The 13,193-nt window shown below is 70.7% G+C and carries 11 protein-coding genes; 3 read left to right on the top strand and 8 right to left on the bottom strand.

Annotated features, from left to right (window positions below):
- Nucleotides 1-48 precede the first annotated feature (48 nt).
- On the top strand, nucleotides 49-1,014 hold the full coding sequence (locus ACH54P_RS12740; RefSeq protein ID WP_489912583.1) for a ThuA domain-containing protein: 966 nt from the start codon (nucleotides 49-51) through the stop codon (nucleotides 1,012-1,014).
- A 62-nt stretch (nucleotides 1,015-1,076) separates the two neighbouring features.
- Here the strand turns inward: ACH54P_RS12740 and ACH54P_RS12735 are convergent, their stop codons facing one another.
- From ACH54P_RS12735 to ACH54P_RS12700, 8 genes are all read right to left on the bottom strand, one after another.
- Complete coding sequence (locus ACH54P_RS12735) at nucleotides 1,077-1,475, bottom strand: hypothetical protein (RefSeq protein WP_489912582.1); 399 nt, start codon at nucleotides 1,473-1,475, stop codon at nucleotides 1,077-1,079.
- A gap of 421 nt (nucleotides 1,476-1,896) precedes the next feature.
- Entirely contained in the window at nucleotides 1,897-2,889 is a 993-nt protein-coding gene (locus tag ACH54P_RS12730; RefSeq protein WP_489912581.1) for an ArsR/SmtB family transcription factor, read from the bottom strand.
- A 161-nt stretch (nucleotides 2,890-3,050) separates the two neighbouring features.
- Nucleotides 3,051-3,776, bottom strand: a complete 726-nt coding sequence (locus ACH54P_RS12725; RefSeq protein ID WP_489912580.1) for an ABC transporter ATP-binding protein — start codon at nucleotides 3,774-3,776, stop codon at nucleotides 3,051-3,053.
- Nucleotides 3,773-5,602 (bottom strand): branched-chain amino acid ABC transporter ATP-binding protein/permease, encoded by a 1,830-nt coding sequence (locus tag ACH54P_RS12720; protein WP_489912579.1) that lies wholly within the window; start codon nucleotides 5,600-5,602, stop codon nucleotides 3,773-3,775. The genes ACH54P_RS12725 and ACH54P_RS12720 overlap by 4 nt, the downstream gene beginning before the upstream one ends.
- A complete protein-coding gene (locus ACH54P_RS12715; protein WP_364515908.1) occupies nucleotides 5,599-6,468 on the bottom strand; it encodes a branched-chain amino acid ABC transporter permease in 870 nt (289 codons plus the stop codon). Before ACH54P_RS12715 ends, ACH54P_RS12720 begins: the two co-directional genes overlap by 4 nt.
- Nucleotides 6,469-6,526: 58 nt before the next feature.
- The gene (locus ACH54P_RS12710) at nucleotides 6,527-7,684 is read right to left on the bottom strand and encodes an ABC transporter substrate-binding protein (RefSeq protein ID WP_489912578.1); all 1,158 of its coding nucleotides are present in this window, start codon (nucleotides 7,682-7,684) and stop codon (nucleotides 6,527-6,529) included.
- Nucleotides 7,685-7,716: 32 nt separating this feature from the next.
- Complete coding sequence (locus ACH54P_RS12705) at nucleotides 7,717-9,462, bottom strand: thiamine pyrophosphate-binding protein (RefSeq protein WP_489912577.1); 1,746 nt, start codon at nucleotides 9,460-9,462, stop codon at nucleotides 7,717-7,719.
- A gap of 36 nt (nucleotides 9,463-9,498) precedes the next feature.
- Complete coding sequence (locus tag ACH54P_RS12700) at nucleotides 9,499-10,977, bottom strand: aldehyde dehydrogenase family protein (protein ID WP_489912576.1); 1,479 nt, start codon at nucleotides 10,975-10,977, stop codon at nucleotides 9,499-9,501.
- Nucleotides 10,978-11,140: 163 nt separating this feature from the next.
- On the opposite strand from ACH54P_RS12700, the gene ACH54P_RS12695 reads away from it, so the two are divergent.
- Both ACH54P_RS12695 and ACH54P_RS12690 read left to right on the top strand, forming a co-directional pair.
- Nucleotides 11,141-11,926 carry an IclR family transcriptional regulator gene (locus ACH54P_RS12695; protein ID WP_489912575.1) on the top strand — a complete coding sequence of 262 codons (786 nt, stop codon included), beginning with the start codon at nucleotides 11,141-11,143 and terminating at the stop codon, nucleotides 11,924-11,926.
- 37 nt (nucleotides 11,927-11,963) lie between these two features.
- Nucleotides 11,964-13,193, top strand: coding sequence for a CaiB/BaiF CoA transferase family protein (locus ACH54P_RS12690; protein ID WP_489912574.1), 1,230 nt, complete (start codon nucleotides 11,964-11,966; stop codon nucleotides 13,191-13,193).

The following is a 13,193-nucleotide window of genomic DNA, read 5'->3' as shown; positions in this document are numbered from 1 at the left end:
TCACAGACCCCGTGGCACCGCCGTGCCCGGAGAAAGGTCGGAACCACCATGAAGAGATCAACGACGTTGTTGACGATGTTCGGCAGCGCGGTGACCGCGGCGCTGACCACGGCCGCCGTCATCGGGATGCCCGCTTCGGCGAACGACGGGGGCCGGCAGGGCGCCCAGTCCCTCGGCAATCCCGACTACGGCGTCTGCCGCGGCCTCGACCCGCGCTGCTACCACGACTGGGGCAACTTCGACGTCAGCAAGGGCGTGAAGGTGCTCGTCTACTCGCGCACCGCCGGCCCGCGCCACGCGAACCTGGGGCCGGCGCTCGGCCCGGGCCTGAACCCGCCGCTGACCGCGGCGAACGTCGCGCAGAACGGGCTCATCGAGCTGGGCAGGAAGAACGGGTTCGCCGTCGACTGGACCGAAGACGTCACCCAGCTCGCCAGCCCGAGCACCCTGTTGAAGTACAACGCCGTGATCTTCATGAGCACCACCCGGGACGCGCTCGACGACGCGGCCCAGACTTCCCTGCGGCAGTACATCCGCGGCGGCGGTGGTTTCGTGGGGATCCACAACGCGTTCGGGACCGAGTACAACTGGCCGTGGTACGAGGGCCTGCTGGGCGGCGCGAACTACTACGACCACGGCCCCGCACAGCCTGGCGTGGTGCAGACGGTGGACCGCAACGACGTGTCCACGAAGGACCTGCCGAACCGGTGGGCCTTCACCGACGAGTGGTACAACCTGGTGCCGTTCCCCAGCAACGTGCGGTTCCTGGCGAAGGTGGACGAGAAGACGCTCGCGAAGGGCGTGGAGGGCTCGATGGGTCACCCGGGTCACGGGAACGACCACCCCGTCGCTTGGTGCCAGTACTACGACGGCGGCCGGTCCTGGGTGACCACGCTCGGCCACGAGAGCTGGGCGTTCACCAACACGTCCACTTCGGACGGCGCGGCGTACTTCCAGACGCTGGTCGCGAACGGCATCAAGTCCGCCGCCGGCGCGGCACCGTTCTGCCGCTGATCCCGCGGAAGCCGGACGCCCGGCCGGGTGGTTCCCGGCCGGGCGTCCAGGCGGCCGTCGGCTCAGCAGAGCACGTAGTGGATGCTGATCTGCGTCGAGGTCGTCCCCGACGGCGCGTTCAGCGTGAACGACCGGGACGCGCCCTTCGGGCCGATCGAGGCGCTGTCGCTCACCCCGCCGTTGCTCCAGTGCGAGCGGACGTACGGGCACCGGCCGTCGGCCTTGTCGTCGGTCACCTTCCCGCTCACGGTCGTGTAGTTGTTGCACCACGTCCCCGACGCGTGCCCTTCGGGGATCTGGACCGTCCAGTTCTCACAGGGAAGTGCCCGCGCCTGCGCGCTCTGGGACGGTCTCGCGACGTCCGTGGTGTTCACGGCCCCCGCCACAGGAGCGCCCAGCACCAGCAGCCCCGACGCGCCGATCGCCGCCGCGCCGACTGCCCCCCACTTCGGCAACCTCATCTCACCCTCCATTCGCATGGTCTTTCCGGACCAGGAGATCCGGGGGAGACTCTGGCACCTCGGCAACCGGTGGGAGGCCTCCTTCGAACTCGCTCGAAACACTCCCGGCGGGCCAGGCGTCCCCGGAGGTGAGCACGATGGCGGCGATGCCGAGTTCGGCCTGGTAGGAGGCGGCGCGTTTGGCGTAGCGGGTGGCCAGGTCACGGATATTGTTCGAGCCGGTTGAAGCAGCGTTCGACCACGTTGCGCTGCTTGGAGACCTCGGCATTGAACGCGGGTGGTCGCCCGCCGCGGGCGTCCTGGTCCAAGGCGGGCGACGCTGATGCCATCCTGCAGCGGCAGCATCACCTGCCGGTGATCCCGCCACCGTCGCCCACCGCCCTGCTGCGGCGGCAGCAGCGGCTCGAAACACTCCCGGCGGCTAGACGTCCCCGGAGGTGAGCACCGCCAGCCCGAGCGGGGTGATGAGGTGGGTCGCGAGGTTCTCGTGCCGGTCGGTCGTGATGAGCCCCGCGTCGCGCAGGACGTTCGTGTGGTGGCTGACGGTCGCCGGGGCGACCCCGGCCTGCCGGGCCAGCCGGCAGGTGGTCGCGCCGGTGACGGCGGAGCGCAGGATCGCGGCCCGCGTGGGTCCCAGCAGCGCGCCCACGTGGTCGCCGCCGTGCCGGCTCGCCAGGAGCCGCGCCCCGGCGTCGATCGGGAACACCAGGACCGGCGGCAGCCGCGGGTCGGCCAGCGCGACCGGGTGGTGCACCCCGAAGTAGCTGGGGATGAGCGCCAGCCCACGGCCTTTCAGGTGCAGGTCGCGCTCGACCGGGTAGTCGACGGTGAGCACCGGCGGCCGCCAGCTCGTGGCCGGGCCGAGCCAGCGCAGGAGGCTTTCCGGACCGTCCCGCAGGTACCGCTGGACGCCGCCGGCGCACGCGATGCGCGCGGCGTCGGCCATCACCGGGAGATCCGGTTCGAGCAGGGCCCCGAAGTACACGTGCAACGCCCGGCGCAGGTGCCGCACCGCGGCGGTCTTCCCGTCGGCGAGTTCGTCCAGCCACCTCGCGGCCGGTGCGTCGGCGGGCCGGATCCGGCCGATCTCCGCACGCATCCGCCGTCGGGGAGCGGACGACACCGCCTCGGCTCCTTCTCGAATGTCGCGCACTTCTTCGGCGGGAGTGAGGAAGTCCGGGAAGTAGGCCGCGTGGGGTGCCACCGTCGTCACCGTGTGCACGGCGAGCCGGACTGCTCGCCCTTCGCGCACGCGCTCACGAACCCGGCGGCGCCACAGGTTCAGCGGCAACCCGCCGTCGCCGTGCTGCAAGACCTGGGCGCTGCCGACGACCTCCCACAGGAGGTCGATCTCCGGTTTCAAGCGCGTCCGCGCGAGATCGGCATCGGTGAAGTGGATTCGCAACTGCGGCACGTCGTCCCCCCGGACCCTCTGTGACCACGAAGCACCTGTGTGTCCAGGTGTTCGCGGCCCGGCGCGCAAGTACCGGGCGGGCCCCGGCATCAGCCGATAGGAGTAGGCGGCACGGAAACGCCCGGCCGGGGAATCCATGGCCGGGCGTTTCGAGGCAACCGCTACAGCCCGAGGTAGATCTGCCGGACCAGCGGATCGTGCGCCAGCTCGGCGGAGCTGCCGGTCATCGCGATCCGCCCGTTCTCCATGACCACGCACGTCTCCGTGGCCTCGAACGTCAGCTTCGCGTTCTGCTCCACCAGCAGCAGTCCCAGTCCCGACGCGGACAGCCGCTGCAGCGTGCCGAGGATCTCCTCCACCAGCTTCGGCGACAGGCCCATCGACGGTTCGTCCAGCAGCACCAGCCGGGGCTCGGACATCAGGGCACGCCCGATGGCGAGCATCTGCTGCTGGCCCCCGGACAGCGCCCCCGCCAAGCGGTGTTGCATCTCGCCGAGGACCGGGAACATCTCGTAGACCTCGGCCAGCTTCTCCTGCGTCTTGCCCTTCCACGACCGCAGGTACGCGCCGAGCAGCAGGTTCTTCTCCACCGTCAGTCCGGTGAACACGTGCCGGCCTTCGGGGACGTAGCCGATGCCGTGGCGCACGATGTCCTTCGGCTTCACCTTGGTCAGGTCGTGGTCACCGAGGCGGAGCGTGCCCACCTTGCGGGGAACCAGCCCCATCAAGGCCTTCAACGTCGACGTCTTGCCGGCGCCGTTCGCCCCGATGATGCCCAGGCAGCGGCCGGCGCCGACGGTGAACGACACGGAGTTGACCGCCTGGACCCCGCCGTAGTGCACGGCGAGGTCCTCCACGACCAGGTCGCCTCGGGTCGAGGGGTTCACGGCAGCGCCTCCGTCTCCACGGCTTCCACGACCTCGGCCGTGCTGAACGAGTCGCCGAGGTAGGCCTCGATGACCTCCGGCCGGACAGCGACCTCCGCGGGCGTGCCTTCGGCGATCACCCGGCCGCTCGCCAGCACCGTGACCCGGTCGCACAGCGACATGACCAGGCCCATGTTGTGCTCGATCAGCACCACCGTCACGCCGCTGTCGCGAATGGACCGCACGATCTCCTGCAGCTGCCCGACCTCCTGGCCGTTGAGGCCCGCGGCGGGCTCGTCCAGCAGCAGCAGACTGGGCTCGGCCGCCATCGCCCGGGCCAGTTCGACCCGCCGCTGGATGCCGTACGGCAGCGAGCGAGGGGCGGCGTCGGCGAAGTCCGTCAGGCCGAAGCGATCCAGCAGCTCCGCCGCGGCGCGTCGCAGCCGCCGTTCGTGGCGCCAGATGCCGATCGGCCACACCACGTACTGCCACGCCGAGCGCATCGGCGTGCGGTCGAGGGCGACCAGGAGGTTCTCCTCGACCGTCATCTGCCCGAACAGCCGCAGGTTCTGGAACGTCCGCGACATGCCTTGCTGGGACAGCTGGTGCGGGCGTTGCCCGATCAGCTGCCTGCCGCTGAAGCTCGCCGTCCCGCCGCCGGTGGTGTAGATCCCGCTGATCACGTTGAACAGCGTGGTCTTCCCGGAGCCGTTGGGCCCGACGATGCCGCGGATCTCGCCGGGCGCGACCGACAGCGTCACGCCGTCGAGGGCCCGGAGACCCTTGAACTGCTTGGTGATCCCGGAGATCTCGAGGGAGCCGGCGGCCACCTCGCCGGTGGAGGGCTCGTACGGGCGGAACTCCCGCAAGACGCCCGCCTGCCGGTGCCGGCGGCGTTGCACCGCGGTCCGGATCCGCTGGGGGAGGCCGGCCAGTCCGGTGGGCGCGAACACGACCATCAGCACCACTACGGACCCGTAGCCGAGCTGCGCGTAGACGGAGAAGTCGACCAGCGCCTCGCGCACCAGGGAGAGCGCGACCGCGCCGATCACGCAGCCGACGATGCTCTGCCGTCCGCCGATGATGACCATCGCCAGCAGGAGGAACATGTTGGCCACGCTGAACGATTCGGGCGCGATGTAGTGGATCAGCCCGGCGTACAGGACACCCGCGGCACCACCGTAGACGCTGGCGGTGAGGAACGCCGTCATGCGCAGCAGCGACACCGGAGCGCCGACCGCGCCGGCGGCGAGCGAGTCGTCGCGCATCGCCCGCAGCCGCCGGCCGAGCGCGGTGCGGACGAGGAACACGGCGAACGCGATGGCGAGCCCGAAGACGATCAGCTCGAAGTAGTAGTACAGGTACTCGTTGGTCAGGTCGATGCCGAACAGCGGCGGGGCCGGGATCCCGTTGATGCCCGACGCGCCACCGGCGATCTGGGCGTTGGTGACCCAGTTGGTGAACGCCAACGCCAGGCCGAGGGTCACGATGCCGAGGTAGTGCGACTGGACCCGCAGGGCCGGGATGCCGACGAAGAGCCCGGCCAGCGCGGTGGCCAGCATCGCGAGCACGGCCGAAACCCAGAAGCCGAGCCCGGACGTCGTCGTGAAGATGGCCAGGGCGTAGGAGCCGATGCCGAAGAAGGCGACCTGGGCGAGGTTGATCTGCCCGGCCACGCCCATCGCGAGCCCGAGGCCGACGGCCAGGAGCGCGAACACCACCGCGATGTTGACGACGTGGATGCCGTAGGTGTCCAGCCCGTAGGGCAGGAACCAGGCGGCGACCGCGATCGCGGCGACGGAGATCACCTTGACCGCGGTGGATCTGGTACCCAGCAGCGTGCTCATGCCCGGTTCACCGTCCGTTCGCCGAAGAACCCGGTCGGCCGGATCATGATGATGACCGTGAAGGCCAGGAACACCACCAGGTCCGAATAGCCCTGGAACTGCCCGGAGGCGTACGAGTCGAGCAAGCCGATGGCGAGCCCGCCCGCGATCGCGCCGCCGATGTTGCCGAAGCCGCCGAGGATGGCCGCGGCGAATCCTTTGATGCCCAGGGTGCCGCCCAGGGTGGGGCTGACGTACAGCAGCGGGCCGACCAGCCCGCCGGCGAGGGCGGCGAGCCCCGCGCCGATCGCGAACGCGATGGCGTTGCTGCGCCCGACGTGGATGCCGACGGCCGTCGCGGCCTCGTGGTCCATGGCCACGGCCTGCATCGCGGCACCGCGCTTGGTGCGCTGCAGGAACAGCAGGAGCAGCACGGTGGCGACGGCGGCGATGCCGAGCACCACGAGGTTGTAGGTGCGGACGCGCACGCCGAACAGGTCGAGCGGTCCGGTCTCCACGGGGGTGGGCACCGCGTGCCCGGTCGCCCCCCAGATGATGGTGGCCAGCGCTTCCAGGACCACGCCGAAGCCGATCGTGCCGATCAGCATGAGGTCGAAGTCCTTGTTCTCCAAGGGCCGCAGGACTCGCTCCATGACCAGCGCGATGAGCCCGGTGACCACCATCGCGACCACGATCGCGAGGATGAACGGGAGCCGTGAAGACATGTAGAACGTCGAAGCCGCGTACGCGCCGACCATGACCACCTGGCCGTGGGCGAAGTTCACCAGGCCCATGGTGCGGTAGACGATCGAGAAGCCCATTGCGACGAGGGCGTAGACGGCGCCGAAACTGAGCCCGCCGACGAGCGTCTGGAGCAGAACTTGCATGGGGGGTCCTTTCACCGGCGGGGGCCGCGCGGAAACCGCGCGGTCCCCCGGGGGCGAGTCAGCTGGCGGGCGCCGGGACGAGCTTGCCGCCGGTGATGACACCGATCGCCGTGGCGTGGATGCCGACGCCGGTCTGGTCGAACGTGAACGTGCCGAGCAGGCCGGGGTACTTGGTGCCGCGGATGGCGTCGGCCAGCTGCTGGCCCGTGGCGCCGCCCGAGCTCTGGAGCGCGGTGAGGAAGATGCCGGCGCCGTCGTAGGCCTTGGCCCCGTGCAGTTCCGCGTCTTCCTTGTAGGCGGTCTTGTAGGCCTGGGCGAACTGGCGGGCAGCATCGCTGGTTTCGTTGCTGAGGTAGGGGCTGCTCACGACGGTGCCTTCGGCGTTGCTCGCCCCGGCCGTGGTCAGGTACACGGTCGTGCCCATCGGGGCGGCGCCGGCGATGGTCGCGGTGATGCCGAGTTCACGGGCCTGCTTGACGATCAGCCCCGCCTCGACCTCTTCGGTCCCGACGAACAGCACCTGCGGGTTCTTCTGCCGGATGGAGGTCAGCGCGGCGCTGAAGTCCTTCTGGTCGGTGGTGACGACCTGGTCGTCGACCGGCCGGACGCCGCGGCCGGCCAGTGCTTTGCCGAACGCGTCGTGTTCGCCCTTGCCGTACGAGCCGTTGTTCGTGATGAACGCGATGTTCTTCTGGCCCTTCTGGTCCACCAGGTACTTCGCGAGCGTCTCGTCGTAGGTCGTGCTCGTCGGCCCGTTCAGGAACTGGAACGGGCTCTTCACCGCGATGATGGCCGGCGACTGCCCGGAGGTGATGCTCGGGATCTTCGCCTGCTGCAGGACGGGCGACATCGCGACGGTGACCGCGCTCTCCGCGGTGCCGATCATCGCGATGTAGCCCTCGCTGGAGATCTTGCGCGCCAGGTTGGTGCCGACGGTCGGGTCGCCGGCGTCGTCGAAGACGTCGAGCTGGATCTTGCGGCCGTTGACCCCGCCCTTGGCGTTCCACTGGTCCACGGCCAGTTTCGCGCCCTTGTACTCCCACGCGCCCAGCGAGCTGAGCTGCCCGCTCTGCGCGTTGACCACCGCGATCTTGATCGGGCCGCTGGTGTCCGAAGGGGACGACGTGGAGCTGCCGGGAGCGCTGCAGGCGGCCGCGGCGCCCGCGGCCAGCAGGGTCACCGAGGCGAGCAGTCGTCTGATTCCGGGTCGGTGCATGGGGGACACTCCGTTGTGTGCGGTGGCGGTGGTCATTCGAAGACGCCTTGGTAGATGTCGTTGATGTTCCAGTGCCCGGGCGTCGGCACGGGCTCGTTGACCATGGGGACGTCGAGCACGGCGGGGCGCCGGTTCGCGATCGCCTCGCGCAGTGCGGCGGCGAAGTCCTCGGGGCGTTCGACGGTGTAGCCGTCGGCGCCGCAGGATCGGCCGAAGGCCGCGAAGTCGGGGGAGAAGGGGTTGCCGTCTTGGTCGCGGAACTCGCAGCCGAAGCTCTGGCCGAAGTTGTGGGCCTGCAGGTCCGCGATGGTGCCGTGGGCCCGGTTGTTCATCACCACGAACAGCACGGGCAGGCCCTGCTCCACAGCCAGGGGCACGGCGGGTAGCTGGGCGCTCATCCCGCCGTCGCCGACGAGCGCGACGACGACGCGGCCGGGCTGCGCCAGCTGCACGCCGACCGCGGCGGCCGGGCCGAAGCCCATCGTGGACGCGCCGCCCGGGGTGATGAACCGGCCCTCTTCGGGCAGCTCGTAGCACTGGGCGACGCCGTTCTTGTTCCAGCCGACGTCGGTGACGAGCACGGCGTCGGCAGGGAGCGTCGTGCGCAGATCCTCCAGGATCCGTTCGGGGCGCAGCGGGAAGTCGGTGCTGCGGCCGCGTTCCTGGCTCGCCGAGAAGAGGCCCGCGCGGACGGTACCGATCTGCTCGCGGATGTCGGTCCGCTCGACGGGCTCGGCCACCAGCTCCTTGACGGCGGCCGCGATCGCGGGCACCGCGTGGTTCACGTCGGCGACCGCGCCGATCTCGACGGGGTAGTTGCGGCCGATCTCGGCCGCGTCGAGGTCGATCTGGATCAGCCGGCCCGGCGGGAACGCCCAGGTGTACTCGGAGTTCCACGAGCTGGCGTCGGTCTCGGCGAACCGCGTCGCGAGGGCCAGGACGACGTCGGCCTTGCGGGTGTACTCGTTGGTCAGCTCGAGCCCCCAGAACCCCGTCATGCCCATGACCAGGGGGTGGCGGTCGGGCAGGGTGCCCTTGGCCATCAGGGAGTGGGCCACCGGGATGTCGAGGTGCTCGATCAGGTCGAGCAGGGCTGCTCGTCCTTCCGGCGAACGGAGACCGCCGCCGAGGTAGACGAGCGGGTGTTCGGCCCCGGCCAGCGCCTGCGCGATCCGCCGGGCATCGGCGTCGGACAGCGCGGGCTTCGCCGTGTGCGCGACGAGCGGGTACTCGACGAGCGGGACTTCGCGGGAGAAGTGATCCATCGGGACGCTGAGCAGCACGGCGCCGGGGCGGCCCGAGGTCGCCGTCCAGAACGCGCGCTCGGTGAACCGGGCGAGGTCCTCGGCGCGGTGCACCTGCCAGGCCCGCTTGACGAACGGGCGGTAGATGGCGGTCTGGTCGGCGTCGGCGTGCAGGTTGACTTCCTGGTGCGGGTGCCGGCCGTGGTAGTAGGACGGGATGTCGCCGGAGATGGTGATCAGCGGCACCGAGTCGAACGCCGCGGTGGCCACGCCGGTGACCGCGTTCATCATGCCGGGGCCGACGTGCACGAGCAGGACGCCGGGCTTGCCGGTGGCGCGGGCGTAGCCGTCGGCGGCGTGCGCGGCGGCCTGCTCGTGGCGGGCCATCACGAACTTGATGCGGCTGCGGCCCAAGGCGTCCAGGAAGGCGATGTTGGTGTGCCCGCACAGGCCGAAGACGTACTCGACGCCGTAGGACTCGAGCTGGCGGACGAGCGCGTCGGCGGCGGTGATGGTCGGGGCGGGGTGGCTCATCGAAGTCGAACTCCTCTTATCGCTCGGCGGTTTCGGTCACTGCTCGCCCCAGATGGACAGGTTGCGCAGCACGAGGGTCTTGACGACGGTGTAGTCGTCGATCATGGGAGCGGGGGATTCGCGGCCGAAGCCGGAGTCCTTCACCCCGCCGAAGGGCACGTGGTCGAGGCGGAAGTTCGACGAGCCGTTGACGATCAGGCCGCCGACCTGCAGCTCGCGCCACGCCGTGAAGATCGCGCCCACGTCCTGGGTGAAGATCCCGGCCTGGAGGCCGAACCGGCTGGCGTTGCACGAGGCGATCACGGTGTCGAGGTTGTCGAACGGCAGCACGGTGACCAGCGCGCCGAACACCTCCTCGACGACGACGGCGGCGTCCGGGGCGGGGTCGGCGACGATGGTGGGATGCAGCGTCGCGCCGTCGCGGGTACCGCCCAGCAGCACCCGCGCGCCCCCGGCCGCGGCTTCGGCGGTCCACTTCTCGACGCGGGCCGCGGCGGCCTCGTCGACCATCGAGCCGACGTCCGTGGCCGGGTCGAGCGGATCGCCGACGCGGAGGCCCTCGACCTCGGCCCGGAACGCGGTCAGGAAGCCGTCGAACCGGCTGCGGTGCACGTAGACGCGCTGGACGGAGATGCAGCTCTGGCCGGAGTTGCTGTAGCCGGTGCGGGCGCAGGTGCGCGCGGCGAGCGCGATGTCGGCGTCCGCGCACACCAGCGTCGCGGCGTTCCCGCCGAGTTCGAGCACCAGCCGTTTCGCTCCGGCGGCGCGGGCGACCGCGTTGCCCGTCTCGGCGCTGCCGGTGAAGCTGATGACGGCGACCTCGCGGGCCGCGCACAGCGCGGCGCCGACGTCTCCGCCGCCGTGCAGCAACTGCACCGCTTCCGGCGGCATGCCCGCCTCCAGCAGCAGGGCCACGACGGCGGCGGTGGTGGCCGGCGCCTGGGGCGGGGCCTTGACGAGGGTGGTGTTCCCCGCGGCGAAGGAGGCGCCGAGCTTGTGGGCGAGGAGGTTCGCCGGGGCGTTGAACGGGGTGATCGCGAGGGCCACCCCGGCCGGCGCGCGGTAGGTCAGGGCCGTGTTGCCGATCCCGCGCGCCCAGCCGGCGACCGGCAGGTTGTCGCCGCCGATGTGGCGGGTTTCGGCGGCGCAGACGGCGAAGGTGTCGGCGACGCGGTCGAGTTCGCCCCGGCCGTCCTTGAGCGGCTTCCCGAGCTCGAGGGCGATCAGGCGGGCGATGGCGTCGCGGTGCTCACCGGCCAGCCGGGAGGCGCGTTCGAGGATCGCCGCGCGGGTGGCCGGGGCCAGGCGTCCGACGGCGGGGGCGGACGCGGCGGCGTACCGGACCGCGCGGGCCACCTGGCCCTCGTCCGCCGTGAACGCCGTGGACACCACTTTTCGCCGGTGGGGACCGACGCGCCCGGCGGCCGATCCGTCGCGGGACCACTGCCCGGCGACGAACGCGGCGGCCTCCACCGGGGTTTCGGATTTCGCGGCTTCGAGGATCTGCTCCAGCACCGCCACACTCCCTTGTGAACCATCAAACGGCACATCTGGACCGCTGTGCGGACTCCGTGTAACGTACGGTCAGCTACCTGCCGGTGGCAAGAGCGGGATCCGAAACTGTTGCGAACTGGTCCGCCGGCCGGGGACCCGCAACGCGACGAAGGGGTGTGCGGCGATGAAGGCTGACGGGGCCGAGGAGCGAGAGGGCTCGTCCGGCGAAGGGGGTGTGCGCAGTGTCCAGCGCGCGCTCGACATCCTCGGGTTGCTGACCGACGACCGGCCCACCGTGACGATCTCCGACATCGTGAAGGCGACGGGTCTCGCGAAGACGACGGCGATCCGGCTGGCGCAGACGCTGGAGCTCAACGGGCTGCTGTGGGCGACCAGCAAGGGCTACATGGCCGGGCCCGGGCTGTGGCGGTGGGCGCACCTCGCGCGGCAGAGCTGGGAGCTGCCGGCGGAGATGATGCAGCTGATGCGCGAACTCGGCGACCGGCAACGGGAGACGGTGAACCTCTACGTGCGGCGGGACATGTACCGGGTTTGCGTGGCGCAGCAGGAAAGCCCGCAGCCGCTGCGACACGTCGTGCGCGTCGGTGACGAGCTTCCGCTGTGGGGTGGTGCATCGTCGAAAGTCTTGCTCCGCGACGCTTCTCCTGCTTTGCTGAAGAGGATCGCGCGCAGTTCCCCGGCCGGTGCCGACTACGCGGACAGTATCCACAAAGGACTGACCGAGGCGGCGGACCAGGGGTACGCGGTGAGTCACGGCGAACGCGAAGCGGGTCTGTCGGCCGTGGCGGTCCCCGTGCTCGGCAAGAACGGTGCTGTCGCCGCCGCGTTGTCGTTGAGCGGCCCCACCGTCCGGTTCTCCGAGGACCGGATCGCCGAGTTCGTCGCCGACCTCACCGAGTCCGCAACGCGGATGAGCGAGCGGGGATTCGACCATCCGTTCGCCGGCTGACTCCGGCCGGGCTCGTCGCCAGGTGCAAGGAGAGGGAATGACGAAACGACCGCTTCGCGGGATCCGGGTGCTCGACCTGACCAACGTCCTGGCCGGACCGTACTGCAGTTACCAGCTGATGCTGTTCGGCGCCGAGGTGGTCAAGGTCGAGCTGCCGGGTTCGGGCGACCTCGCCCGGAACCTGGGACCGGACGCGGCCCTGAACCGGGCCGGGATCGGCACGTCGTTCCTGGCGCAGAACGCGGGCAAGAAGTCGATCGAACTGAACCTCAAGGACCCCGGCCAGCGCGACCTGTTCCAGGACCTGGTCCGCGGCGCGGACGTCGTCCTGGAGAACTACCGGGCCGGGGTGCTCGACCGGCTCGGCTTCGGCTGGGAAAGCCTGCGCGCGCTGAATCCCGGCCTGGTGTACTGCGCCATTTCCGGATTCGGCCAGAGCGGGCCGATGAGCCAGGCCCCGGCCTACGACCAGATCATCCAAGGCCTCTCCGGCATGATGAGCGTGACCGGCACGCCGGACACCGCTCCGCTGCGCGTGGGGTTCCCGGTCTCCGACACCGTCGGCGGGTTGATGGCCGCCCTCGCCATCTCGGCCGCCCTGGTCGGCCGGGACCGCACCGGTGAAGGGTCCTTTCTGGACCTGTCGATGCTCGAGGCGTCCATTTCGGCCATGGGCTGGGCGGTCTCGAACTACGTCATCAGCGGCGTCCCGCCGGTCCCGATGGGGCGCGACAACGCGACGGCGGCGCCCTCGGGCACGTTCTTCGCCGCGGACGGCCCGCTGAACATCGCGGCGAACCGGCAGGAGCAGTTCGTCACCCTCTGCTCGCTGCTCGGGCGACCCGAACTCGCCACCGACCCCCGCTTCGCCGACCGCGAGGACCGCAAGGCCCACCGCGCGGACCTCGACGCCGAGCTGAACGAGGCCCTGGGCGCGCGGCCCGCGCTCGAATGGGAAAAGCTGCTGTCCGCCGCGGGGGTGCCGGCGGCCCGGATCCTCACCGTGCCCCAGGCGCTGGAGTCCGAACAGCTCGCCCATCGCGGGTTCTTCACGGAGCTGCCGTTTCCCGGCGGGTCCGAGCGCATCCTGCGCGCCAGCGGTAACGGCGTCCTGCTGGACGGCGAACCGCTGCGGCCGAGCGGACGACCGCCCCTGCTCGGCGAACACAACGACGAAGCCGTGCTGCTGGCCCGCCGGTGGAACGCCGACCCGCCCATCCCGCGGCCCGCTCCGGAACGGTCGTTGGCGCCCGTGGACAAGGACTGA

The organism is Amycolatopsis sp. N2S4-7 (assembly GCF_058119595.1).
Note: the sequence above shows the minus strand (reverse complement) of the source record. Positions and strands in the feature narration are given on the sequence as shown.